The following is a 25,407-nucleotide window of genomic DNA, read 5'->3' on the forward strand; positions in this document are numbered from 1 at the left end:
TTACCCCAAGGCCTTGCGGGCGCGCGTCTCGATGACGCGGTTATAGGCCAGCATGATCACGAGGTTGGCGACGAGGACGATGATCGCGATTGTCGCGCCGAGTGGCCAATTCAGCTCGTGCATGTACTCGTCATAGACCAGCGTCGCCGCCATCTTGAGCCGGCGGCCGCCGAGCAGGCCGGGAATGGCGAAGGCTGAGGCCGAGAGACCAAAGACGATCAGGCTGCCCGAGAGCATGCCGAGCGAGACCTGCGGCAGCACGACCCGGCGCAAGGCGGTGGCATGCGAGGCGCCGAGGCTCCAGGCAGCGGCCTCGACCATCGGATCGAGCTTCTGCAGCGCGGTCCAGACCGGGATGACCATGAAGGGCAGCATGACGTGGACGAGCGCGATTACGATCGCGGTCTCGGTGTAGAGCAGGCGCACGCTCTCGAAGCCGAGGCCCTGCAAGGCCTGGTTCACCAACCCGGTCGAGCCAAGGAGCATGCTCCAGCCGAAGGCGCGGACCACGACTGAGACCAGGAGCGGCCCGATGATCACCAGGAGGAAGACCGAGCGCCAAGGATCACGCATCCGCGACAGGATATAGGCCTCGGGCGCACCGATCAGGACACAGATCAGCGTGGTCAGGCCTGCGAGCCGCAGCGTGCGCCAGAAGATGCCGAGATAGTACTCGTCCGAGAATACGGCGGCGTAGTGGGCGAGGGTGAACTCGTTCTTGATGCCGGTCGTATGATCATAGGCGTGGAAGGAGAGGATCACCGTCAGCACGAGCGGCAGGACGACGAGCCCGAGGAAGAGCAGCGCGCCCGGCCCGGCGAGCCAGAACGGTGTCGCCGCGGAGCGCCCGACGCTCATGCCGCCGCTCCCTGCGCCAGCGGCTCGATGCGCAGGCTGGCCGGGGCCCAGTCGAGCGCGACCTTGGCGCCTTCGCGGGCCGGCTCCTCGCCGTCGTTCGGCGCCGAGACCAGGATCGGCCCAGCCGCGGTCTCGACCGTGAACAGCCAGCTGACGCCGAGAAAGAAGCGGTTGGCGATCGTGCCGTCGATGCGGCCCTGACCTGGCGCCTTCAGCGCGAGCTTCTCGGGGCGGATCGACACTGCGATGGCTGCGCCTTCGGCCAGCCCGCTGGCTTCGGCCGGCAGCACGATGCCCGCGACCTCCGCCGCGCCCTTGCGCCAGGTGCCTTCGAGCCGATTCATCTTGCCGACGAAGGTCGAGATGAACGGCGTCGCCGGGTTCTCGTAGAGCTTGTAGGGCGCGTCGACCTGCGTCATCCGGCCCTGCTCCATCACCACGACGCGGTCGCTGATCGAGAGCGCCTCGGCCTGGTCGTGCGTGACCATGATCGTGGTGGTGCCGACGCGCTGCTGGATGCGGCGCAATTCGAACTGCATCTCCTCGCGCAGCTTGGCGTCGAGATTGGAGAGCGGCTCGTCGAGCAGCAGCACCGGCGGTTGGATGACGAGGGCGCGGGCAATGGCGACGCGCTGGCGCTGGCCGCCGGAGAGCTGGCGCGGATAGCGCTCGGCCAGCGGGCTCAGATGGACGAGGCTGAGCATGGCTTTCACCCGCTCGTCGCGCTCCGCCTTGGCGATCTTGCGCATCTCCAGCCCGAAGGCGACGTTCTGCGCTACCGTCATGTGCGGAAAGAGCGCATAGCTCTGGAAGACGATGCCGAGCCCTCGCCTGTTCGGCTTCTCGCGGGTGATGTCGCGGCCATCGAGCATGATCGTGCCGGCCGTCGGCTCGACCAGCCCGGCGATCATCTGCAGCGTCGTGGTCTTGCCGCAGCCGGAGGGGCCGAGCAGCGAGACGAACTCGCCCTTGGCGACGGACAGGTCGATGTCGCGCGCGGCGGCGAAATCGCCATAGACCTTGCTCAGCTTCTCCAGCGTCAGGAAGCTCATGACCTCTCCCGCTTGGCTCGCCCCGCCCGCTCATCGGGGTCTCTTGCCTTATGGTTGGAGGAAGCGGCAGGCGTGGAATTTCGTCAACGAACAATTCCGCAGGAAAGAATTTTTCTATTTGTAATTCCGTTATACGAAATTTACTGGCGCTCATGGTCTTTCAGATTATCCTCTGTGGATGAATGATTCTGCCGAGCCTTTGTCCAGCCTGCGCCGCGCGCTCGGCTTACTGCGTCTTGTCGGCGCGACGGATGCAGGCGGAATCCGCCTGAAGGATCTCGCCGAGCAGGCCGGCTGCAGCCAGCCGACGGCGCATCGCGCCTTGCAGGATCTCGCCGCCGAGGGCTTCGTCGAGCAGGTCGGCAAGCGCTACCGGCTGGCGCTCGACTTTTTCGTCCTGGCAGCCCGCGCCGGCCAGGCCGGCGGCCTGCGCGACCTCGCCAAGCCGGTGCTCCTGCGCCTCTCGGCGACGCTGACCGACACGATCTTCCTGCTGGTCCGCAACGGCTATGATGCGGTCTGCCTCGACCGGATCGAGGGGCCGTTCCCGATCCGCTCCTTCACCGGCGACATCGGCGGCAAGGTACCGCTCGGGCTCGGGCAAGGGAGCCTTGCCATTCTCGCCCATCTGCCCGAGGCCGAGCGCGAGGCGGTAATCCGCTTCAACGTGCCGCGCCTGCTCGATCGTGGTTTCCTCGACGAGGCAGCCTTACGCGTCGCGCTCGAGGCAGCCCGGATGCAAGGCTGGGTCAATCTCAACACCGGGCTGATCCCGGGCATGGCGGGCCTGGGCGTGCCGATCTTCGACGCGCAGGGCCGAGTCGTCGCGGCGCTGAGCGTCGGCACGCTGGCGGACCGGTTGCGTCCCGAGCGCCTGCCCGGCGTCGTCGCCATTCTCAAGGCGGAGGCCGCGGCATTGGGCGCAATGCTCAATCCGTTCGACCCAGCCCTGCGCCATCCCTCACGCAGCCTGAGCGCCGTATCATGATCCTGGTCTGCGGCGAAGCGTTGGTCGATCTCTTCCTCGATCCGCCCAAGGGGGCCGAGATGGCCGGGCGCGCCGTTGCCGGCGGCTCGCCCTTCAATGTCGCGATCGGCCTGGCGCGGCTCGGCGTGCCGGTCGGCTTCCTCGGCGCAATCTCGCACGACGGCATCGGCGCGATGCTGGCGGAACGCCTGACACAGGAGGGCGTCGATGGCCGCTTCATCGTCCGCAGCGACCGGCTCTCGACCATCTCGGCCGTCGCCACCGGAGCGGATGGGCAGCCGAGCTACGGTTTCCATGGCGAAGGTGCTGCCGACCGCTTCCTGATGCCGGCTGAGCTGCCAGCCGAGCTGCCGCCGGAGGTGCGGGCGCTCAGCTTCGGCTCCTACAGCATGGCGGTCGAGCCGACCGGCGGGGCGCTCGCTCTCCTGGCCGAGCGCGAGCATGGCCGGCGGGTAATCAGCGTCGATCCAAACCTGCGACCGGGTGTCGTGCCGGACATGGCGCTGTGGGCTGGTGCCGCCGAGCGGTTTTATCGCGTCGCGACCATCATCAAGGCGAGCGACGAGGACATCCGCATCGCCTGGGGCGGGAAGCTCTCGCTGCAGGAGGCTGCTGCCTATTGGTTGGGACTCGGCGCGAAACTAGTGGTGATCACGCGTGGCGCGGAAGGAGCGATCGGCTTTTGTGCCGCCGGCCAGGTTGAACTGCCGGCCAGGGTGGTCAGTGTCCGGGACACGGTGGGCGCCGGTGACAGCTTCCATGCCGCATTGCTGGCTCGATTGTCGCAGACGGACCGGCTGAGCATCGAAGGCGTCGCTACGCTCGATCAAGCGGCATTGGCTGAAGTGCTGACCCACGCCGCAATCGCCGCTTCCATCACGGTCGGCCGCCGCGGCGCCGATCTGCCGAAAGCGGTAGACGTGCAGGCGGAACTCGCCCGTTTGGGCTGATGGTCCTCCTTCTGCATGGCTGCCCCGCCCGCTCGCTGCCGTGACCTCGCCGCTATCGCTATGCTACCTCGGCTTGCCGCTGCGGCGGCCGACCGCAATCGCCGAGGAGGATGATCGTGTTGGAGAAGGCCTGGGCGGATCTCGCCGCGCATCGCACCCGAACCGTCTCGCAGCATCTGCGCGAGCTCTTTGCCGCCGACCCGCAGCGTTTCGCCAGTTTCTCGGTCCGGCTCGACGACCTGCTGCTCGACTATTCCAAGACGGCGGTGACGGCCGAGACCGTGGAGCTGCTGCTCGCACTTGCCGAGGCGGCGGATGTCGCGGCCAAGCGCGACGCCATGTTCGCGGGCGAGCCGATCAACACGACGGAAGGCCGCGCCGTGCTGCATACGGCGCTGCGCAACCAGTCCGGCCGGCCGGTCAAGGTCGACGGCGTCGATGTCATGCCGGAGGTCAATGCCGTCCTGGAGCGGATGTCCGCTTTTGCCGACGGCATTCGCAGCGGCAAGATCGCGGCGGCCGATGGCGAGCGCTTCAGCGATGTCGTCAACATCGGCATCGGCGGCTCCGATCTCGGGCCGGTGATGGCGACGCTGGCGCTGGCGCCGTATCATGACGGGCCGCGCCTGCATTACGTCTCTAATATCGATGGCGCCCATATCGCCGACACCTTGGCGAAGCTCGATCCGGCGCGCACGCTGGTGATCGTGGCCTCGAAGACCTTCACCACGATCGAGACCATGACCAATGCCGCGACCGCGCGGCGCTGGATCGCCGGTGCGCTCGGCGAAGAGGCGGTGGCCAAGCACTTCGCCGCGGTCTCGACCGCGCTCGACAAGGTCGCCGCCTTCGGCATCGAGCCGGACCGGATCTTCGGCTTCTGGGACTGGGTCGGCGGGCGCTACTCAGTCTGGTCGGCGATCGGCCTGCCGGTGATGATCGCGATCGGCCCCGAGGACTTTCGCGCCTTCCTCGCCGGTGCCTATGCGATGGACGAGCACTTCCGCACCGCGCCGCTCAATGAGAACCTGCCGGTGCTGTTCGCCTTGATCGGGCTCTGGCATCGCGAGAGCTGCGGCTATCCGGCTCGCGCGGTTCTTCCTTATGATCAGCGGCTGGCGCGCCTGCCGGCCTATCTGCAGCAGCTCGACATGGAGTCGAACGGCAAGCGCGTGCACAAGGCGGGCGGGGCGGTGACGCGGCCGACCGGTCCGCTGGTCTGGGGCGAGCCCGGCACCAACGGCCAGCACGCCTTCTTCCAGCTGCTGCACCAGGGCACCGACATCATCCCCTGCGAGTTCCTGATCGCAGCGGAAGGGCACGAGCCGGAGCTCGCCCATCAGCACCGCCTGCTGCTCGCCAATTGCCTTGCCCAGAGCGAGGCGATGATGAAGGGCCGCACGCTGGAGGAGGCGAAGGCGCAGCTCGCGAAACAGGGCCTGTCGCCGGATGCGATCGAGCACCTCGCGCCGCACAAGGTCTTTCCCGGCAACCGGCCGAGCGTGACCGTCGCCTATCGCAAGCTCGATCCGTTCACGCTCGGGCGGCTCATTGCGCTCTACGAGCACCGTGTCTTCGTCGAGGCGACGGTGTTCGACATCAACGCCTTCGACCAATGGGGCGTCGAGCTCGGCAAGGAGCTGGCGACGGCGCTGCTGCCGGTGATCGAGGGCAAGGCTCCGGCGGATGCGCACGATGCCTCGACGGCAGGGCTGGCTCGCTATCTGACGGGGCGCTGAGTGCCGCCGTCATTCTCGGGCGGAGCGAAGCGCAGACCCGAGAATCTCGTGACGAGAAGACAACGACCGGAGCCTCATCCGGCCTGAGATGCTCGGGTCAAGCCCGAGCATGACGTTTGTCAGGCCCCGCCGCCCGGCTGTTTCACATCGCGCTGGGTGATCAGCCGCGCGCTGCGCTGGTCCCTGGCGTGGATCCAGAGCCAGCTCAGCGCCACGGTCACGCGATTCCGCACGCCGATCAGGAAGTAGATGTGCGCCAGGCCCCAGAGCCACCAGGCCAGCCAGCCCTTCAGCTTCACCCGGCCGAAGTCGATGATCGCGGCGCGCTTGCCGATGGTGGCGAGGCTGCCGGCATGGCTGTAGGCGAAGGGGCGCGGCGCCTTGTCGCCGGCGAGCCGGCGCTTGATCGTCGCCGCGACATGGCGACCCTGCTGCTTGGCGGCGGGCGCAATGCCGGGAACCGGCTTGCCGTCCTGATCCATCACGCTCGCGGTGTCGCCGATCACGAACACGTCCGGCCGGCCGGGCATGGTGAGATCAGGCTCGACCTGCACGCGGCCAGCGCGGTCGATCGGCGCATCGAGCCAGGCGCCAGCAGGAGAGGCGCGCACGCCGGCCGCCCAGATCACGGTCGCGGCCGGCAGCTCTTCTTGTCCGATGGAGACGCCTGCGCTGGTGCACGCCGTGACGGGCGCGCCGGTGCGGACCTCGACGCCGATGCGCTGCAGTGCCTCATGGGCATAGCGCGACAGATCCTCGGCGAAGCCGGGCAGAATGCGCTCGCCGGCTTCGACCAGCACGACACGGCTCGAGCGGGTATCGATCCGGCGGAAATCCTCGGGCAGGGTCGCGCGCGCAAGTTCCGCGATCGTGCCGGCGAGCTCGACGCCGGTCGGGCCGGCGCCGATGACGACGAAGGTCAGGAGCGCGGCGCGGCGCTGCGGGTCTTGCTCTGCCTCGGCGCGCTCGAAGGCGACGAGGATGCGGCGGCGGATCGTCGTCGCATCCTCCAGCGTCTTCAGGCCCGGCGCATAGGGCTCCCAGTCGTCATGGCCGAAATAGGCGTGGGTTGCGCCGGTGGCGACGACGAGCGTGTCGTAGTGCAGCGTCTCGCCGGTCGAGAGCGCGACCTCACGCCGGGCAGTGTCGATCCCGGTCACCTCGGCCAGCAGGGTCGTCACCTCGCTGCGGCGCCGGAACAGATGCCGGATCGGCCAGGCGATCTCCGAGGTCGCGAGCGAGGCGGTGGCGACCTGGTAGAGCAAAGGCTGGAAGAGGTGATGATTGCGGCGATCGACGATGGTGATGCGCATATCTGCGCCTGCCAGGCGGTGCACCGTCTCGAGCCCGGCGAAGCCGCCGCCGATCACCACGACATGATGCGGCTCGCTCATCGGCCATCCCTCGTTTCGGCAGGATGCGGCTTCTGTAGCACGGTTGCGGGGTTGGGCTGTAGCTGACCCGTCTGCACGCGCTCGCTTCAGGGAACCCAGCGCCGCGACTGCTCGGCGCGATCCTCATAGCTCGCCTCGAAGATCGGCGCGGCGAGCGTGGCGCGGACCTTGAGGATGCCGGAGCCGATATTCCTGAAGCCGTGCCTCGCGCCGGCCGGGATCACGAGCGATTGGTTGGCGCGCAGGATCAGGCTTTCGCCGCGCAGGGTGATCTCGGCCTCGCCCGCCATCACCTCGAGGATCTCCTCGACGGCGTGGAGGTGGATCGGGGCGCCGAGGCCGGGGTCGCAGAACTGCTCGAAGATGCAGAGCTGAGCGGAGCGCACCAGCGCGGACACCCGCATCTGCGTCATCACGCCCTCGCGCCATTGCTCGAGCGGCTGGGTCTCGTGGTCGAGCAGGGTCATGCGCTCACCTTCTGCGCGAGCCCGGTCATCGGCGGCTCGTGCGGGATCCGGACTTCCGATGTCGGCGCGCCGCTCCAGAGTGATTCCAGCTGGCTGACGACATGTCCGCCGAAGCTCTCATAGGGGATGCGGATCGAGGTCAGCCAGGGCGCGATCCAGTGGTTGATCGCGTTGCCGTCGACCCCAACCAGCGTGCAACGCTGCGGGATCGGCACATCGTTCTCGACCGCCAATCGATAGGCGCCATAGGCGATCATGTCGCTGACGCAAAGCGCCCCTTCCGGCCAGCCGCCGTCCTGCACGAGCGCGCGGGCGGCGGCATAGCCGATCTCGATATGCGAGAGCCCGGGGCCGCTGGCGCGCCGGATCGCATCTGCCGGGACCCCGCGCGCCACGAGACGGTCGATGAAGCCGGAGGCACGCTCCTGGGTGCTCGAAATATTCTGCGCCGCCATCAGCACTGCGGGCCGCTCGATCCCGCGAGCCAACATAAAGTCGGCTGCATCGGCCCCGGCGGCGCGGTTGTCGATGCCGACATAGGCGCCGCCGCCGAGCGGGTTGTGGCGCGCGACGAAGACCATCGGGTCGCCGCGCCGGAGCGTCTCCTCGAGCCCGCGGCTGCGCACGGCGCTGACCATGACATAGCCGGCTACAAATTGCTCGCGCATCGCCTGCAGGTAGTCGTCCTGAAGCTCGGCACGGTCATGCGTGTCGCAGAGGATCATCACATAGCCGGCGGCGCGCAGCGCCGCCTCGGTCGAGACCGCGATCGCCGCCATGGCGGGGTTGTCGAGATTGGGCGAGAGCATCGCCACGACGCGGCTGGCGCGTTGGCGCAGCGCCCGTCCGACCGGGTTGGGCCGGTAGCCCAGCCGCGCGATCGCCGCCTCGACGCGCGCGACCGTCTCGGGCGAGGCCCGCCCGCTCGCGCCGTTGACGATGCGCGAGACAGTCGAGATCGAGACGCCGGTGTCGTGCGCGACGGTGGTGAGCGAGACCGAACCCTGCTGTGCCTTGGCGGCCCTGGTCTTCATCGCGCTCCATCCCCGCTACTCGCCTGGCACGGCCCGGCGAGTCAGCCTGCCAGAGATGCCGGCTCACTTCGGGATTGACAAGCTAGGCAAACGTTTGCCTTAATGATTGTCAAGACGCTCCTTGAGGCGTCGTTTCAAGCGGGGATGGAACGCTCATGCAAAGCAAGCATTGGATTTCGGCGCTCGCCTTGACGGCCGGCCTCGTCATGGGCGGCATCGCGCAAGCCCAGACCACGGTCCGCATCGCCTGGTATTCCGACGGCAATGAGGGCGAGGTCATCACCGACCTGCTCAAGCGCTTCGAGGCCCAGAACAAGGACATCAAGGTCGTGCTCGACCAGGTGCCCTACAAGGCCATCACCGAGAACCTGCCCGTCCAGCTCGCCTCCGGCCAGGGTCCGGACATCGCCCGCGTCGTCGACCTCGGCGGCATTGCCCGCTATGCGCTCGACCTGCGGCCGCATCTCAAGGACGCGGCCTATTGGGAAAAGAATTTCGGCCCGTTCCTGCCCTGGATGAGGCCCGAAGGCGACACCAAGGCGATCACCGGCTTCATGACGCAGCTCACCGTCACCGGCCCCTTCGTCAATAAGACGCTGTTCGAGCAGGCTGGCATCGCGATGCCCGGCGCCAAGGCGACTTGGGAGGACTGGGGCAAGGCGGTCAAGGATGTCGCGGCCAAGGTCCAGGCGCCGTTCCCCCTAGCGATGGATCGCTCGGGCCACCGCTTCTTCTCGGTCGCCGTTTCGGAAGGCGCCAAGGTTTTCGACGCCAAGGGCGAGCCGGCGGTGATCGATGATGGTTTCAAGCGCGGCGCCAAGCTGGTCTATGACTGGCACAACAATGGCGTGATGAAGAAGGAGCTCTGGGGCTCGGTCTCCGGCACCGCCTATCGCGGCGCCAATGACGAGTTCAAGAACGCCCAGGTCGTGATGTACCAGTCGGGCTCCTGGCAGATCGCCCAGTTCGACAAGACGGTCGGCGACGCCTTCGACTGGATCGCGGTTCCCGCTCCCTGCGGCGCCGGCGGCTGCTCGGGCATGCCGGGTGGGGCTGGCCTCGTCGCGATCAAGACGACGAAGAGCCCGGAAGCCGTCGCCAAGGTGATGGAATACCTCTCGAGCGAGCCGGTGCTGAGCGAGTTCTATGCCCGCTCGCTGTTCGTGCCCGGCCATCTCGGCATCGCCGCCAAGGGCCTCGATTATCAGGGCGCGAGCGCCCCGGCCAAGGCCGCGCTCAAGGTCTTCTCGGACCAGGTCGCACAGCTCTCGCCGGTCGCCTATCAATTGCAGGGCTATACAAGCAACCGCGTCATCTTCAACGCGGTGATCAGCCGGCTCGGCCAGGCGATCTCGGGCGAGGGCAACCTCGACGAGGCCTATAAGCGGATCGAATCCGACATCGCCCAGCAGATCGCCGAGCGCAAGAAGTAAGGCGGATGGCCTCCGACGCTCCCATCCCGGCAGCGCCATCGGAACGCGCCGGCGCAGCGAGCCTGTTCGCTGCGCCGCTCGCGGCTCTGATGCGGCTGATCGACTGGCCGATGCAGGTTCTGCAGCGGCTGATCGGCGAGCGGCGGATGGCCTATGTCTTCCTGCTGCCCAATCTCGTCTTCTTCTCGCTCTTCGTCTTCTTGCCGCTTATCATCAACTTCGTCTTCTCGGTGACGGGTGGGGCGGGGCTGTTCCCATCCGAGCGCCCCTATGTCGGTGCGCAGCAATACGCCTATCTCTTCGATTGCGGCTCCTTCCTCGACCCGTCCTCCTGCCGCGAGGACCATTTCTGGCGCGGCGTTTCCAATACCGCGCGCTTCACTGTCTTCCAGGTCACGGCGATGGTGCTGTTCTCGCTGCTGACGGCGGTGGTGCTGAACATGAAGATCAGGGCGCGCGGCTTCTTCCGCGCCGTCTACTTCTTCCCGGTGCTGCTCTCGCCGGTGGTGGTGGCGCTGACCTGGAAATGGATCCTGCAGCGTGACGGCCTGCTCAACGCCGCGATCACCTCGCTCGGCGGCGAGCGCATCCTGTTCCTGGTCGATCCGAGCTGGGCGATGTTCTGGATCGTCTTCGTCTCGATCTGGGCCCATATGGGCTTCTACACGCTGATCCTGCTCGCCGGCCTGCAGGCGATCCCCGCCGATCTCTACGAGGCCGCCGAGATGGACGCGACGCCGCGCTGGCGCGTGTTCTGGCGCATCACCCTGCCGCTGCTCTGGCCGAACATGATCGTGGTGATCGTGCTGGCGCTGATCCGCGGCGTGCAGACCTTCGACGAAGTCTTCGTGCTGACCGGCGGCGGGCCAGGCACCGCGACGCTGATGGTGGTGCACTACATCTACGAGACCGCCTTCGCCAATCAGGTCCAGAATTTCGGCCTGGCGGCAGCAGCCTCCGTCGTGCTCGGTGTCGTGCTGTTCGCGCTGACGCTGGCCCAGCTCGCGGCGAGCCGCCGCAAGGGGGCGGCATGAACAGGCTCGCGCGCATGGCGGTGGCCCGCCGCAATCCCGGCCGCTGGCACTGGACCGACATTGCCGCTTACGCCTATCTCGCGCTCGGCGTCGTGCTGATGTTCGGGCCGGTGCTCTGGCTCGGCCTCTCTTCCTTCAAGACGCAGGCCGGCCTGCTCGAATTCCCGCCCTCGCTGCTGCCGATGTCGCAGAAGGAGGTTCGGGTCGAGGGCCATGCCCAGCCGCTGCCGCTCTTCGAAGTGACGATGGAGGATGGCTCGAAGCGGGTGCTGGCGCAGGTCCGCCGCGTCGGCATCCAGGCCCAGATGATCGACCCGGCCAATCCCGGCCAGGCGATCCGGGTGCCGATCGACAAGCGCAGCCCCGTGCGCGAGTTCAAGCTCGCGACCGAGAACTACACCGAGCCGCTGGAGCGCTTCGCCTTCATGCGCTTCCTCTGGAACTCGGTCTTCGTCACCGTGGTCGCGACGCTGATCACCTTGGTGATCAACTCGATGGCGGCCTATGCGCTCTCGATCTACGAGTTCCGCGGCAAGACGGCGGTGATGCTGATGGTGATCGGCACCCTGATGATACCGATCACCATCATCCTCGTGCCGGTCTATCTCGTCATCACCGAACTCGGCCTGGTCAACTCGCTGTGGGCGGTGATCCTGCCCGGCGCGGCGACACCGACCGGTGTGTTCCTGCTGCGCCAGTACATGCTGACCTTGCCGCGCGACCTGATCGAGGCGGCGCGCATGGACAAGGCCTCAGAGTGGCAGATCTATTGGCGGATCGTGATGCCGCTCGCCATGCCAGCGCTGGCCGTGCTCGCGATCTTCTCGATCATGTGGCGCTGGAACGAGTTCCTCTGGCCGCTCGCGGTGCTGACGAAGACTGAAAGCTACACACTGCAGATCGGCCTCAACGCCTTCCAGGGCGAGCTTCAGACGCAGTGGCACTATCTGCTCGCCATGACGGTGGTGACGCTGCTTCCGGTGGCGCTGGTCTTTGTCTTCCTGCAGCGCTTCATCACCACCGGCATAGCCAATACGGGAATGAAATAATGGCGGGACTGAGCCTATCGGGCGTCCGCAAGGCCTATGGCGCGACGACGGTGCTGCACGGCATCGACCTCGACGTCGCCGATGGCGAGTTCGTCGTCTTCGTCGGCCCCTCCGGCTGCGGGAAGTCGACGCTGCTGCGCTCGATCGCCGGGCTGGAGAGCATCACCGGCGGGTCGATCGCGATCGACGGCGCCGACGTCACCGGGCTGCCGGCTTCCGAGCGCGGCCTCGCCATGGTGTTCCAGTCCTATGCGCTCTACCCGCATATGAGCGTCTACGCGAACATGGCCTTTGCGCTGGAGAACATGGGCTTCAAGCGCGACGAGATCGACCGCCGCGTCAGGCGCGCCGCCACCATGCTGCGCCTGACCGACTATCTCGAACGCAAGCCCAAGGCGCTCTCCGGCGGCCAGCGCCAACGGGTCGCCATCGGCCGCGCCATCGTGCGCGATCCCAAGATCTTCCTGTTCGATGAACCGCTCTCGAACCTCGACGCCGAATTGCGCGTCGCGACCCGCAAGGAGCTCGCTGCGCTCCACGCCGAGATCGGCGGCACGATGATCTACGTCACCCACGACCAGGTCGAGGCGATGACGTTGGCGCACCGCATCGTCGTGCTCCATAGCGGGCGGATCGAGCAGGTCGGCACGCCGCTCGATCTCTACAACCGGCCCGACAACCTGTTCGTCGCCGGCTTTATCGGTTCGCCGCGCATGAATCTGCTGCCGGGCAAGGTGGTGCGCGCCGGCGCGGTCGCGATCGGCGAAGAGAGGCACGAGGTCGCCTGCCAGACCGGAAGCCTCGTATCTGGCGCAACCGTCACGCTCGGCATCCGGCCCGAGCATCTCTCGCTTGCCGCGCCGGGTGGCGGCGTGCCGCTCGCGATCGAGCTGGTCGAGCGCCTTGGCGGCGAGAGCTATCTCTACGGCGCCTCATCGGGGTTGCCGCAGATCACGCTCAGGCTCGATGGCCAGAGCGAACACCAGCGCGGCGCCAGCGTCGCGCTCGGCTTCCCGCAGCAGCACCTGCACCTGTTCGACGAGAACGGCCGGGCCGTCCGGTCCTGACGACTAGAGAGATCCCATGAAAGCCCTGACGCAAGGCCGCTATCTCGGCCGCGACGGCGAAGCCGCCTTGTTCGATGTCGGCCTTGGCGCGACGATTGCCGTCCGTATCCTCGAAGGCGATATCGGCCGGGTGACGCTGAAGCCGCAGGACGGCTACCGGCTCGACCGCGGCTGGTCGATCGCGCCCGGCGCGCTGGAGCCGCCCTATGAAGGGCGCCCGCGTGACGACCTTTCCGGCTTTGCCTGCCCGAAGGCTGGCGTCAGCGAAGGCGAGGGCAAGGTCACATTGTCCGCCAACGGCTTGACGGCCGAGGTCACGCTCTCGCCCTTCGGCATCGCCTGGCGGCGCGAGGGCGAGGCTGAGCCTTTCCTGCAGGACCGCACGACGCAGGCCTATCTGATCTCGCCGCGCACCGGCGCGGTGGCGCATTTCATGGCGCGCGACTATGCCGAGCGGCATTACGGGCTCGGCGACAAGGCCGGCCCGCTCGACCGAACCGGGCGGCGCTTTGCGATCGACGCGGTCGACCCTTGCGGCTTCGACGCCGAACTCTCCGACCCGCTCTACAAGATGTTGCCCTTCTTCATCGTCGACGGGAAGGCGGGCGCCCATGGCGTCTTCTACGACAACCTCTCGACCGGCAGCGTCGATCTCGGCTGCACGCTCGACAATTACCATGGCCTGTTCCGCTCCTGGAAAGGCGATGACGGTGATCTTGACTATTACGTCATGGCCGGCCCGACCGTGCCGGATGTGGTCAGGCGCTTTTCCTGGCTGACCGGCGGGCAGGCCTTTGCGCCACGCTGGTCCTTCGGTTTCGGCGTGACCTCGATGGCGATCGCGGACGCGCCCGACGCCGATGCCCGCATCAGCGACTTCATCGCCAAATGCCGCAAGCACGCGATCCCCTGCGACAGCTTCCATTTCGGCTCGGGCTATACCCAGATCGGCCAGCGCCGCTACGCCTTCAACTGGAACCGCGACAAGTTCCCGGAGCCGCTGGTGACGATGAAGCGGTTGAACAAGGCCGGCATGCACACGGTCGCGAACCTGAAGCCCTGCCTGCTCGACGACCATCCGCGCCTCAAGGAGGCACTGGACCAGGGCTTCCTGGTCAAGGATCAGCAGACCGGCGAGCCGGCGGTGGCGCAGTTCTGGGACGGGCTCGGCTTCCACATCGACTTCACTAACCCGAAGGGCCGGGCCTGGTGGCGCGCCGGCATCGAGACGGCGCTGCTCGACCATGGCTTCACCACGGTCTGGAACGACAACAACGAATACGAGATCTGGGACGAGGACGCGGTCTGCGACGGCGACGGGCGGCCCTTCCGCCAGGCGCTGGCGCGGCCGGCGCAGCCGCTCCTGATGACCAAGCTGTCCTACGAGGCTCAAGCCGAACGTGCGCCGGGCAAGCGGCAATACGCGATCACGCGCGGCGGCTGCGCCGGCATCTCGCGCTACGCCCAGACCTGGTCGGGCGACAACGAGACCGCCTGGAAGACACTGCGCTACAACCTGACCCAGGGGCTCAATATGAGCCTGTCGGGCATGTTCAGCATCGGCCACGATGTCGGCGGCTTCCACGGCCCGACGCCGGGGCCGGAGCTGTTCGTCCGCTTCAACGAGTTCTGCGCGCTCTGGCCGCGCATGGTGATGAACTCCTGGAACGATGACGGCGTGGTCAACCTGCCCTGGATGCATCCCGAGGTGATCCCGCAGGTACGCGAGGCGATCCAGCTGCGCTACCGGCTGATGCCCTATCTCTACACGCAGATGTGGCGGGCGAGCCGCGACGGCATCCCGGCCGTGCGCCCGCTGCTCTACGATTTCCCGCAGGATGCGGCGGCCGTGGCGATCGACGATGTCTTCATGCTCGGCCCGGACGTGCTGGTCGCGCCGGTGCTGGAGGAGGGCGCGCGCGAGCGCAGCGTCTACCTGCCGCAGCATGAGGGCGGCTGGTATGACTGGCACGACGGCAAGCACTATCCGGGCGGCGTCACCGTGACGGTTCCAGCGCCGCTCGGCCGGCTGCCGCTCTTTGTTCGAGCCGGGGCGCTGATCCCGCTCGGCGACCCGACCAAAATCAACAATGACCGCGAGGTCCTGGTCTGCGGCGTGGTCGAGGGTGCCTCCGGTGAGCTCTATGAGGACGATGGCGAGACCGCCGATTGGCAGGGCGCGGGCGCGACGCTGATCCGCTTCCATGTCCGCAATGGCGAGGTCGCAATCGAGCAGCAGGGCGAGGGCAAGCCGCGCTTCAACAAGATCGCGATCCGGCAGATCGGCGCCTGAATTCGCTCGACAGCGCTGGCGGCAGGCCGGCGCTGTTGCTGCCGTAACGTGCAATCTGTATTTGTCATGTCGACAATGGATGGCGACATGACCGACAGGACCACGGCAGCCCCGGCCGAGCGCAAGCGGGGCGAGGGCGTCAAGCTCGTCTACGACATCCTGCGCGACGATATCATCGACCTCGTGCTGCCGCCCGGCAGCCCGATCGACGAGATCCAACTGGCCGAGCGCCTGTCGATGTCGCGCACGCCGATTCGCGAGGCGCTGGTGCGCCTGGCGAGCGAAGGGCTGGTGACGACGCTGCCCAATCGCTCGACCGTGGTGTCGAACATCGATTTCCTCAACCTGCACACCTTCTTCGATGCGATCACGCTGATGTACCGCGTCACGACGCGGCTGGCGGCCGAGTTCCATGTCGCGGCGGATCTCGACATCATCCGCGCCCGGCAGGCTGCATTCGCAGGGGCCGTCGAGGCGCAGGATGCGCTCGCCATGATTGCCACCAACCGCGATTTCCATGCGGCTATCGCGGAAGCCGGACGCAATTCCTATTACACCGGGCTGTTCTGCCGCTTGCTCGATGAAGGCCGGCGCATCCTGCGGCTCTACTACTCCTCCTTCGAGGATCGCCTGCCGCAGCGCTATGTCGCCGAGCATGAGGAGATGATCGCGGCGATTGCGGCGCGCGACATCGATGGCGCAGACCGGCTGGCCAAGGCCCATGCCGACCAGATCGTCCAGCAGATCCAGCAATTGATTGCCCGCGACCGGCGCCAGACGCTGGCGCTTTAAGGCGCGCTTCCCAGGCGGAACCAGCAGTTATCTCCGGGCTCAGGCCCCGTTGGTTTGTTCCGGCACGATCTCCGGCACGATCGGGATTCTACGTGCCTCATTTTCTTGTCGACAAATAAAATACAAAGAGTATTATGATGCAAACCAAAGCGGCGAAACGCACCGCCGGTGGAACCGCAGCCTGAGGAGCGCGCGATGAAGGCCCAGATCTTTTCCGGCTGCATGCCGGCGCTGATGACCCCCTGCAAGGACGACCGCAGCCCCGATTTCGAGGCGCTGGTGCGCAAGGGGAGGGAATTGATCGCCGCCGGCATGTCGGCGGTGGTCTATTGCGGCTCGATGGGCGACTGGCCGCTGCTGACCGACGCGCAGCGCATGCAGGGCGTCGAGGCCCTGGTGAAGGCGGGCGTGCCGGTGATCGTCGGCACCGGCGCGGTCAACACCGCTTCCGCCGTCGCCCATGCCGCCCACGCCCAGAAGGTCGGTGCCAAGGGTCTGATGGTGATCCCGCGGGTGCTCTCGCGCGGTTCGGTGGTCGAGGCGCAGCGCCACCATTTCAAGGCGATCCTCGCCGCGGCGCCCGACCTGCCGGCCGTGATCTACAATAGCCCCTATTACGGCTTTTCCACCCGCGCCGATCTGTTCTTTGCACTGCGGGCCGAGCATCCGAACCTGATCGGCTTCAAGGAGTTCGGTGGTGCCGCCGACATGCGTTACGCGGCCGAGACCATCACCAGCCGCGACGATGACGTCTCGCTGATGATCGGCGTCGATACCTGCGTCTTCCATGGTTTCGTCAATTGCGGTGCCACCGGCGCGATCACCGGCATTGGCTGCGTGCTGCCGAGGGAGGTGCTGAACCTCGTCAGCCTGAGCCAGGCGGCGGCGAAGGGTGATGTCGAGGCGCGCCGGCTGGCGCTCGAGTTGGAGGCGGCGCTCGCCGTGCTCTCCTCCTTCGACGAAGGACCGGACCTCGTCCTCTATTTCAAGCACATGATGGTGCTGAAGGGCGATGCCGAGTACGCGCTGCACTTCAACCCGACCGATGCGCTCGGCGAGAGCCAGCGCGGCTATGTCGAGGCGCAGCTCAAGCTGTTCGACAGCTGGTATGCGCAATGGTCGAAGCAGGCCGGCGCGATCATGAAATTCGCCGCCTGAGAGTTGTTCAGGGCAGGCCCTCCCGGCGACGGGAGGGCCTTTCTGCTGTCAGGCGACCGCGTCGAGGCCCAGCGTCTCCAGTCGCTCCAATTGCTCGATCTCGGCGGCGGTCAGGGCGATGCCCTCTGCCAGCGAGCGCTCACGGGCCTTGAAGCGTCGCTGCGAGGGCAGACGCGCGCCCTGTCCGGCGATTGCCTCGAACAGGATCTCGGCGCGGGCGAACGGATCGCCAGGGCGGCCGGCGGCGAAGCGCTCGGGCGAGAACGCCAGGATCAGCTCGCCATGCTGCGGCGCCAGCGTCGTGGTGCCGAGGAAGTCGAGTGCGCCCTGGCTGGTCAGGTCGCCGATCATCACGCCGGCCAGCAATTCGATCATGGTCGAGATCGCCGAGCCCTTGTGGCCGCCGAAGGGCAGCATCGCCCCGGCGAGCGCGGCCGTCGGGTCCGTGGTCGGCTCGCCCTGCGAATCCAGCGCCCAGCCCTCGGGCAGCGGTTTTCCAGCGCGGCGATGCAATTCGATCTCGCCACGGGCGGCGACGCTGGTGGCGAAATCGAAGACGTAAGGATGGCCATTCTTGCGCGGCCAGCCGAAGGCGAGGGGATTGGTGCCGAGCAGGGCGCTCGTTCCGCCTGCCGGCGCGACGGTGGCATAGCTCGGGCACATCGCCAGCGCGGCGACGCCCATTCCGGCGAGCGCTTCGACCTCCGGCCAGAGTGCCGAGAAATGGGTGCAGTCGTTGATCACCAGCGCGGCGAGGCCGAGCTGTTTTGCTCGCTCGGCTAGCGCCGGCGCACCCAGCTCGAAGCCGGCGCAGGAGAAGGCGCCGCCCGCCGCCACACGCAATACGGCCGAGCCGTCATCATGCAGGACCGGCTCGGCGTCAGTCGAGACCTTGCCGGCCTTGATCGTGCGCAGGCAACCCTCGACCCGGAAGACGCCATGCGACTTGCAGCCGTCGCGCTCGCCCGCTGCGATCACGCGGGCCAGCGCCGCGGCATGCTGCGGCGACAATCCGCCCTTGCGGAAGATCGCCTCGATCCGGCGCGTCAGTGCCTCCATGCTGAGGATCGTCGTGTCGCTCATGGTGTCGTCCTGCTCGGTCGTTGCATTTCTGCATACATGCTGTATTCAAAAAGCCGACATGACTTCAAGCAGTCAGGAAGGTTCTGATCCATGGCTAGCCACACCTTCTCCTGCATCGACGGTCACACCTGCGGCAATCCGGTCCGCCTGGTCTCGGGCGGCGGCCCGCGCCTCGAAGGCGCGACCATGCTGGAGAAGCGCGCGCATTTCCTGCGCGAGTTCGACTGGATCCGGACCGGGCTGATGTTCGAGCCGCGCGGGCACGACATGATGTCGGGCTCGATCCTCTACCCGCCGACGCGGCCGGATTGCGACGTCGCCGTGCTGTTCATCGAGACTTCGGGCTGCCTGCCGATGTGCGGGCATGGCACGATCGGCACGATCACCATGGGCATCGAGAACGGGCTGATCACGCCGCGCGAGCCGGGCCGGCTCTCGATTGATGCGCCCGCCGGCAAGGTCGACATCAGCTATCGGCAGGAGGGCCGCTTCGTCGAGGAGGTCCGCCTCACCAATGTGCCGGGCTTCCTCTATGCGGAAGGGCTGACGGCCGAGGTCGAGGGGCTCGGCGAGATCGTCGTCGACGTTGCCTATGGCGGCAATTTCTATGCGATCGTCGAGCCGCAGAAGAATTTCCGCGACATGGCCGATCATACCGCCGGCGAGCTCATCGGCTGGTCGCCGAAGCTGCGCGCCGCGCTGAACGTCAAGTATGAGTTCGTCCATCCGGAGCACCCCGAGATCCAGGGCCTCTCCCACATCCAGTGGACCGGCAAGGCGACGCAAGGTAGCGCCCATGCCCGCAACGCCGTGTTCTACGGCGAGAAGGCGATCGACCGCTCGCCCTGCGGCACCGGTACCTCGGCGCGGATGGCGCAGCTGGCCGCCAAGGGCAAGCTCGCGGTCGGCGACGAATTCGTCCACGAGTCGATCATCGGCTCGCTGTTCAAGGGCCGGGTCGAAGCGGCGACGACGGTGGCGAACCGCCAGGCGATCATCCCCTCGATCGCCGGCTGGGCCCGCATGACCGGCTACAACACGATCTTCATCGACGATCGCGACCCGTTCGCGCACGGCTTCGTGGTGAAGTAGGCGGAGGCGTTCGCCGTCGGGGGACACGCGGCGAATCCTGCTGCGTGATCCGGCGATATCGCTGGGCCGCTGCGAGCGCATTCCAGGACTTCGACCCGCACAGAAACCTCGTCGCGACGCGGTGCTTGACACCGCGCGGGCATCGTCATACCCCTATTAGAAATAGATACCAGTATATGAAATAAATTTCAAGCTGGTAACAACGACGCCGGAGATCGGTCCGGCGTCAAGCTCTGGAGGGGAAACATGCGCATCAAGGATTTGGCCAGGACTCTGACGCTGACGGTTGCCACGGGCCTTGGCCTGTCGCTCGCTCTGGGACATGGCGCAGCTGCGCAGACCCCGGCGCAATTCCGCTGCAAGGAGGGCGAAACCTACTACATGAACGTGATGGTCTCGGGCGTGGAATACTGGTTCCCCGTCTACGAGATGTTCAAGCAGGCGGCGCAGTCGCTCGGCTGCAAGACCGCCTATACCGGTACGCCGGAATACGACGTCACCAAGCAGATTGCGAGCTTCGACCAGATCCTGGCCAAGAAGCCGGCCGGCATCCTGGTCCATCCGATGAACTCGGACCCGTTCATCGAACCGATCAACCGGGCCGTCGCCTCGGGCGTGCCGGTCGTGACCTTCGCGGCCGACTCGCCGAACAGCAAGCGCGTCTCCTACGTCACCTCCGACAATGATCGCGAGGGCTCCTATGCCGCCGACGTGATCGCCAAGGCGATGGGCGGCAAGGGCGAGTACGGCGTTCTCGAAAACCCCGGCCAGGACAATCACGACCGGCGCGTCGCCGCTTTCGTCAAGCGGATGGGCGAGAAGCATCCGGGGATCAAGCTGGTCGCCCGCGCTGCCTCGAACCAGGACCCGACCAAGGCCTATAATGCCGCGCTGAGCATGGCGCAGGCCAATCCCAATCTCGGTGCGCTGTTCATGCCGGAGGCCAATTCGGCGCTGGGCGCGGCGCAGGCGGCGCAGGAGCTCGGCGGCAAGATCAAGGTGATGAATGCCGACGTGAACGGCAAGATCCTCGACATGATCAAGGGTGGCCAGGTCTTCGGCGCGATCAACCCGAACCAGGGCATGCAGGGCTATATGGGCTTCATGCTGCTGTTCATGGCGGCCCATCCCGAGCTGATCGACCCGATGAACGACTACAAGCGCTCGGGCTTCAATCCGATGGGCGTGCCCTTCGTCGACAACGGCTTTGCGGTGGTCACCAAGGACAATGCCGACGACTTCTACTGGGACGCCTATTTGAAGCGTCGCGGCACCAAGGGCATCAAGGAATAGTCTTCCAAGTCCCCGGCGGAGCATCATTGTGCTCCGCCGACCCTCCCTCGCGACGAGCCGAGCCATGCAGCCCCTCGCCCTCGAAGTCCGCAGCGTCAGCAAGAATTTCGGCCCGGTGCGTGCGCTCGACGGCGTCAGCTTCTGCCTGCGCAAGGGCGAGGTGCACGCGTTGATGGGCGAGAACGGCGCCGGCAAGTCGACGCTGATGAACATCATCGACGGCATCCTCAGGCCCGATGGCGGCGAGATCCTCGTCGATGGCCGGCCCGTCGAGATCGCCTCGCCGCAGAAGGCGCATGAGCTCGGCATCGGGCTAGTGCATCAGGAGATCGCGCTCTGTCCGGACATTACGGTCGCCGAGAACATCTCGATGGCGGCGACCAACGGCCGGCGCGCCTGGCTGATGGATTATCGCGCGCTGCGCTATCGCGCCGGCGAGATTCTCGCTTCGCTCGCCGATATCGACCCGCAGGCGCTGGTCGGGGAACTGTCGATTTCCGAGCAGCAGATCGTCGAGATCGCCAAAGCTTTGGCGCTCGACTGCTCGATCCTGATCCTGGACGAGCCGACCGCGGCGCTGACCGAGCGCGAAGCCGGCAAACTGTTCGGGATCATCGCGCAGCTCAAGGCGCGCGGCATCAGCATCATCTATATCAGCCACCGCATGGCCGAGGTCTTCGCCCATTGCGACCGCATCAGCGTGCTGCGCGACGGGCGTTATATCTGCACCGAAGAGGTCGCGGCGACGACGCAGGAGGAGATCGTCCGGCGCATGGTCGGCCGGCATCTCGGCGACATCTTCCCGCCGAAGAATCCCGGCAGCGCCACGGCGTCGGTGCTGATGTCGGTCGGCGGTCTCAGTGACGGCGTCCGCGTTCGCGACGTTTCCTTTGAACTGCACCGCGGCGAGGTCCTCGGCATTGCCGGCCTGATCGGTGCCGGCCGCACCGAGATCGCGCTCGGCATCTGCGGCCTCAGCCGGCTGACCTCGGGTAAGATCATGTTCGAGGGCAGCGAGGTCACGCCGCGCAGCTATGCCCAGAGCATCGCCAACGGCATCGTCTACCTCTCCGAGGATCGCAAGGGCGCCGGCGTCTTCGTCGATCTGCCGATCGCGATGAACGTCTCGGCACTGGATATCGATCGCGTCTCGGCCGCCGGCTTCGTCAGCCGGGCCAAGGAGCAGGCGCAGGCCAGGAGCCTCGCCGACCAATTGCGCCTGAAGCGCGGCTCGCTCGACGATGCCGCATCGACCCTGTCGGGCGGCAACCAGCAGAAGGTCGCACTCGCCAAGCTTTTGTCGGTTTGCCCGAAGGCGATCATCCTCGACGAGCCGACGCGCGGCGTCGATGTCGGCGCCAAGGCCGAGATCCACCGCATCCTGCGCGATCTCGCCACAGGCGGCACCGGCATCATCGCGATCTCGTCGGAGCTGCCGGAGCTCATCGGCCTGTGCGACCGTGTTCTCGTCGTGCACGAGGGCAGGATCGCCGGCGAGGTTTCCGGCAAGGATCTCAATGAAGAAGCGATCATGCGGCTCGCCTCCGGGCTGATGATCGAAGGGCAGGAAGCGAGATGAGCGTGGCCAGCGGACTGGACGAAGAGCTGCGCCCGGTCGCAGCGCGGGACGTGGCTAGCGGAGGCTGGCGCAGCATCGCCAGCATGCGCGAGTTCGGCCTGGTGCTGATCATCCTGGCGCTTTGCGTCGCCATGAGTTTCGCCTCGCCCTACTTCCTGAGCTGGGGCAACTTCCGCGCCATGCTGATGTCCTTCTCGATCGAGGGCATCGTCGTGGTCGGCATGACGGTGCTGCTGATCGTCGGCGCGATCGATCTCTCGGTCGGCTCGGTCGTCTGCTTTGCCATGGTGGTGGCCGGCACGGCCTTTCTCGCGGGCATCGATCCCTGGACGGCGAGCCTCGCCGGCATCGCCGCCAGCGCCCTGATCGGCGTGGCGATGGCGTCCTTCGTGACGCTGATCGGCCTGCACTCCTTCATCGTCTCGCTCGCCTTCATGGTGATCGTGCGCGGCCTCTGCCTCGCCATCACCGACGGCAGGCCTCTATCGCTGTTCTCGCTGCCGCCGAGCTTCAAATTCATCGGCCAGGGCACGGTGCCGCTGGACCTGCGTTCCCTCGGCTTCGCCCAAGTCTACGACGTGCCGGTCGTCATCCTGATCTTCCTGGCGGTGGTCGTGGTCTTCGACCTCCTGCTGCGCAAGGCGACCGTATTCCGAAAGGTGTTCTACACCGGCAGCAACGAGAAGGCGGCGCAGTATTCCGGCATCCGCACCAACCGGGTGAAGTTCTTCTGCATCGTGCTGTGTGCCAGCCTTTCGGGCGTCGCCGGCGTGCTCTACATGGCACGCTTCGGCGCTGCGCCGCCGACCTTCGGTGTCGGCATGGAGCTCAACATCATCGCCGCTGCGGTGATCGGCGGCGCCAGCCTCAAGGGCGGCTCCGGCACCATCCTGGGCGCGATCCTCGGCATCGCCCTGCTCTCGGTCGTATCGAGCTCGCTGACCCTGCTCGACGTGCCGCCGGTCTGGCAGGACGTGATCCGCGGAATGATCCTGCTCGCGGCGGTCACGATCGATCACCTCCTCCACACCCGCAAGCGCGCCCGCGGCGCTGTCCGCGCCGGCTGAACGAGTTCGTCATGGCCTCCCATTCCAACGACGATTTCGAGCGGCTGCGGAAGATCTACCGCGTGCTGGTGATGCATTACGTCGAGGGCCTGAGCCAGGCCGAGATCGCCAAGCGCACCGGCCTCTCGCACCCGACCGTCAACCGGCTGGTCAAGGAGGGGCATGAGCGCGGCTATGTGCAGATCTCCGTGCGCTCGCCCCTGCAATCGCTGTTCTCGCTCGAGGAGGCGCTCGCGGCGGCCGGCGCACTGAAGGAGGCGATCGTCACGCCCACGGTTTCGGACCAGGAAGAGGTCAACCTGACGACGGTAGGCCGGGCGGCGGCCGAACACCTGCTGTCCAACCTCAAGGATGGCGACACGATCTGCGTTTCCGGCGGGCGCGGCGTCGATGCGATGATCCAGGCGCTGGCGCCGAACCGGGCCTATGACGTCACCGTTGTGCCGGCGACCGGTGGCATCCAGGGCGAATACTTCACCGACGTGAACCATCTGGCGGCGCAGCTCGCCCACAAGCTCCAGGGCAAGGCCTTCCAGATCCATGCCCCGGTCTTCGCCGCCTCTCGCGAGGAGCGCGATGTGCTGCTCTCGCTGCAGTCGGTGCGCGAGGTGCTTGCCCGGGCGCGCGATGCGGCGATCGCTGTGACCGGCATCGGCTCGGTCCTGGCCGATCGCTCGACCTATCTCAGCCTGCGCGCGGCGAACCCCGGCACCGAAAGCGAATTGTCGCGGCTCGGTGCGGCCGGCGAGCTCGTCGCACATCTGCTCGATCGCCGCGGACGGCTCTGCGACTACAAGCTCAACGAGCGCGTGATCGGCCTGACGCTGGACGAGCTCAAGGCGATCCCGCTGGCGATCGGCGTCTGCGCGGGGGCCCGCAAGGCTGCGCCGGCCGCCAGCGTCCTGCGCGGCGGCTTCCTCGACGTGCTGGCGACCGACGAGGCCACCGGCAACGCGATCCTCGACGTATTGAAGGATGAATCCCATGGGAATTAACCAGCAACTGCGCCCGATGGGCACAAGCGCGGTGAGCGCGAGCACGGTGGGCCTCGGCACCTGGGCCATGGGCGGCTGGATGTGGGGCGGCACCGATGAGGCGAAGGCGGTCGAGGCTATCCGCGCCTCGCTCGATGCCGGCGTCAGCCTGATCGACACCGCGCCGGCCTATGGCCTCGGCAAGTCCGAGGAGATCGTCGGCGAGGCCATCGCCGGCCGGCGTTCCGAGGTCGTGCTCGCGACGAAATGCGGCCTCGTCTGGCATACCGACAAGGGCAACCATTTCTTCGACGAGCATGGCAAGCGCGTCCATCGCCATCTCGGACGCGACTCGATCCTGCACGAGCTCGAGCAGAGTCTGCGCCGCCTGCGTACCGACTATATCGACCTCTACATCACCCACTGGCAGGACCCGACGACACCGGTCGCCGAGACCATGGGCACGCTGCTGGAGCTGAAGCAGCAGGGCACGATCCGGGCGATCGGGGTGAGCAATGTCAGCCCCGAGGAGCTGAAAGCCTATCTCGCCATCGGCCCGGTCGATGCCATCCAGGAGCGCTACAACATGCTCGATCGCGAGATCGAGACGACGCTGCTACCGATCTGCCACGCCCATGACGTCGCGACGCTCAGCTATTCCTCGCTGGCGCTCGGCCTGCTCTCCGGCAAGATCGGTCCGGACCGGGTCTTCTCCGGCGACGATCTGCGCAAGGACGATCCGCGCTTTTCGCCCGAGAGTCTGACGCGCATCGCCGCCTTCCTCGCCGAGATCGGCCCGATTGCCTCCGCCCATGACGCCACGCTGGCGCAGTTGGTGATCGCCTGGACCATCGCGCAGCCCGGGATCACTTATGCGCTGTGCGGCGCCCGCGATCGGACGCAAGCGGTCGAGAACGCGGGCGCCAGCCGGATCGTGCTCACCGGCGAGGAGCTGCAGCGTGTCAGCGAGGCGATCGCGCGGCATCTCGGCAAGGCAGCGGGCTGAGCGAA

22 protein-coding genes are annotated in these 25,407 nt (G+C 66.8%); 16 read left to right on the forward strand and 6 right to left on the reverse strand.

Going from position 1 to position 25,407, the window contains the following annotated elements:
* Positions 1–858 carry an ABC transporter permease gene (locus tag ACSQ3M_RS17460; protein ID WP_436151331.1) on the reverse strand — a complete coding sequence of 286 codons (858 nt, stop codon included), beginning with the start codon at positions 856–858 and terminating at the stop codon, positions 1–3.
* Positions 855–1,910, reverse strand: a complete 1,056-nt coding sequence (locus ACSQ3M_RS17465) for an ABC transporter ATP-binding protein (protein ID WP_436151332.1) — start codon at positions 1,908–1,910, stop codon at positions 855–857. The genes ACSQ3M_RS17460 and ACSQ3M_RS17465 overlap by 4 nt, the downstream gene beginning before the upstream one ends.
* 178 nt (positions 1,911–2,088) lie before the next feature.
* Here ACSQ3M_RS17465 and ACSQ3M_RS17470 point away from each other — a divergent pair, with 178 nt between their 5' ends.
* The 3 genes from ACSQ3M_RS17470 (at position 2,089) to pgi (ending at position 5,587) form a co-directional block, all read left to right on the forward strand.
* Entirely contained in the window at positions 2,089–2,898 is an 810-nt protein-coding gene (locus tag ACSQ3M_RS17470) for an IclR family transcriptional regulator (protein WP_436151333.1), read from the forward strand.
* Positions 2,895–3,848 (forward strand): carbohydrate kinase family protein, encoded by a 954-nt coding sequence (locus ACSQ3M_RS17475; protein ID WP_436151334.1) that lies wholly within the window; start codon positions 2,895–2,897, stop codon positions 3,846–3,848. Before ACSQ3M_RS17470 ends, ACSQ3M_RS17475 begins: the two co-directional genes overlap by 4 nt.
* Before the next feature lie 110 nt (positions 3,849–3,958).
* On the forward strand, positions 3,959–5,587 hold the full coding sequence (pgi, locus tag ACSQ3M_RS17480) for a glucose-6-phosphate isomerase (RefSeq protein ID WP_436151335.1): 1,629 nt from the start codon (positions 3,959–3,961) through the stop codon (positions 5,585–5,587).
* Positions 5,588–5,706: 119 nt separating this feature from the next.
* Here the strand turns inward: pgi and ACSQ3M_RS17485 are convergent, their stop codons facing one another.
* From ACSQ3M_RS17485 to ACSQ3M_RS17495, 3 genes are all read right to left on the reverse strand, one after another.
* Entirely contained in the window at positions 5,707–6,981 is a 1,275-nt protein-coding gene (locus tag ACSQ3M_RS17485; protein ID WP_436151336.1) for an NAD(P)/FAD-dependent oxidoreductase, read from the reverse strand.
* 86 nt (positions 6,982–7,067) lie between these two features.
* Positions 7,068–7,448, reverse strand: a complete 381-nt coding sequence (locus ACSQ3M_RS17490; RefSeq protein ID WP_436151337.1) for a cupin domain-containing protein — start codon at positions 7,446–7,448, stop codon at positions 7,068–7,070.
* Positions 7,445–8,482, reverse strand: coding sequence for a LacI family DNA-binding transcriptional regulator (locus tag ACSQ3M_RS17495; RefSeq protein ID WP_436151338.1), 1,038 nt, complete (start codon positions 8,480–8,482; stop codon positions 7,445–7,447). The genes ACSQ3M_RS17490 and ACSQ3M_RS17495 overlap by 4 nt, the downstream gene beginning before the upstream one ends.
* 155 nt (positions 8,483–8,637) lie before the next feature.
* On the opposite strand from ACSQ3M_RS17495, the gene ACSQ3M_RS17500 reads away from it, so the two are divergent.
* From ACSQ3M_RS17500 to ACSQ3M_RS17530, 7 genes are all read left to right on the forward strand, one after another.
* Positions 8,638–9,915: an ABC transporter substrate-binding protein gene (locus ACSQ3M_RS17500; RefSeq protein ID WP_436151339.1), complete on the forward strand. Its 1,278-nt coding sequence runs from the start codon at positions 8,638–8,640 to the stop codon at positions 9,913–9,915.
* Positions 9,916–9,920: 5 nt separating this feature from the next.
* A complete protein-coding gene (locus ACSQ3M_RS17505; protein ID WP_436151340.1) occupies positions 9,921–10,949 on the forward strand; it encodes a carbohydrate ABC transporter permease in 1,029 nt (342 codons plus the stop codon).
* Positions 10,946–11,998 carry a carbohydrate ABC transporter permease gene (locus ACSQ3M_RS17510; protein ID WP_436151341.1) on the forward strand — a complete coding sequence of 351 codons (1,053 nt, stop codon included), beginning with the start codon at positions 10,946–10,948 and terminating at the stop codon, positions 11,996–11,998. The genes ACSQ3M_RS17505 and ACSQ3M_RS17510 overlap by 4 nt, the downstream gene beginning before the upstream one ends.
* Complete coding sequence (locus ACSQ3M_RS17515; RefSeq protein WP_436151548.1) at positions 11,995–13,065, forward strand: ABC transporter ATP-binding protein; 1,071 nt, start codon at positions 11,995–11,997, stop codon at positions 13,063–13,065. Before ACSQ3M_RS17510 ends, ACSQ3M_RS17515 begins: the two co-directional genes overlap by 4 nt.
* A 16-nt stretch (positions 13,066–13,081) precedes the next feature.
* A complete protein-coding gene (locus tag ACSQ3M_RS17520; RefSeq protein WP_436151342.1) occupies positions 13,082–15,358 on the forward strand; it encodes a TIM-barrel domain-containing protein in 2,277 nt (758 codons plus the stop codon).
* Between the two features lie 87 nt (positions 15,359–15,445).
* Positions 15,446–16,150 carry a GntR family transcriptional regulator gene (locus ACSQ3M_RS17525; protein ID WP_436151343.1) on the forward strand — a complete coding sequence of 235 codons (705 nt, stop codon included), beginning with the start codon at positions 15,446–15,448 and terminating at the stop codon, positions 16,148–16,150.
* 195 nt (positions 16,151–16,345) lie between these two features.
* Positions 16,346–17,308: a dihydrodipicolinate synthase family protein gene (locus ACSQ3M_RS17530; protein WP_436151344.1), complete on the forward strand. Its 963-nt coding sequence runs from the start codon at positions 16,346–16,348 to the stop codon at positions 17,306–17,308.
* A 48-nt stretch (positions 17,309–17,356) separates the two neighbouring features.
* Here ACSQ3M_RS17530 and ACSQ3M_RS17535 read toward each other — a convergent pair whose 3' ends face one another.
* Positions 17,357–18,391, reverse strand: coding sequence for an Ldh family oxidoreductase (locus ACSQ3M_RS17535; protein ID WP_436151345.1), 1,035 nt, complete (start codon positions 18,389–18,391; stop codon positions 17,357–17,359).
* Between the two features lie 90 nt (positions 18,392–18,481).
* Between ACSQ3M_RS17535 and ACSQ3M_RS17540 the strand changes: the two genes are divergently transcribed.
* From ACSQ3M_RS17540 to ACSQ3M_RS17565, 6 genes are all read left to right on the forward strand, one after another.
* The gene (locus ACSQ3M_RS17540) at positions 18,482–19,483 is read left to right on the forward strand and encodes a 4-hydroxyproline epimerase (RefSeq protein WP_436151346.1); all 1,002 of its coding nucleotides are present in this window, start codon (positions 18,482–18,484) and stop codon (positions 19,481–19,483) included.
* 381 nt (positions 19,484–19,864) lie between these two features.
* A complete protein-coding gene (locus ACSQ3M_RS17545; protein ID WP_436151549.1) occupies positions 19,865–20,776 on the forward strand; it encodes a substrate-binding domain-containing protein in 912 nt (303 codons plus the stop codon).
* 64 nt (positions 20,777–20,840) lie between these two features.
* Positions 20,841–22,355: a sugar ABC transporter ATP-binding protein gene (locus ACSQ3M_RS17550; RefSeq protein WP_436151347.1), complete on the forward strand. Its 1,515-nt coding sequence runs from the start codon at positions 20,841–20,843 to the stop codon at positions 22,353–22,355.
* 83 nt (positions 22,356–22,438) lie between these two features.
* Positions 22,439–23,422 (forward strand): ABC transporter permease, encoded by a 984-nt coding sequence (locus ACSQ3M_RS17555; RefSeq protein WP_436151550.1) that lies wholly within the window; start codon positions 22,439–22,441, stop codon positions 23,420–23,422.
* A gap of 11 nt (positions 23,423–23,433) precedes the next feature.
* A complete protein-coding gene (locus ACSQ3M_RS17560; protein ID WP_436151348.1) occupies positions 23,434–24,417 on the forward strand; it encodes a sugar-binding transcriptional regulator in 984 nt (327 codons plus the stop codon).
* Positions 24,407–25,402, forward strand: coding sequence for an aldo/keto reductase (locus tag ACSQ3M_RS17565; RefSeq protein ID WP_436151349.1), 996 nt, complete (start codon positions 24,407–24,409; stop codon positions 25,400–25,402). Before ACSQ3M_RS17560 ends, ACSQ3M_RS17565 begins: the two co-directional genes overlap by 11 nt.
* The last annotated feature ends 5 nt before the right edge of the window (positions 25,403–25,407 follow it).

This window comes from Allobosea sp. LjRoot90 (assembly GCF_964254315.1).
Classification (GTDB): Bacteria; Pseudomonadota; Alphaproteobacteria; order Rhizobiales; family Beijerinckiaceae; genus Allobosea.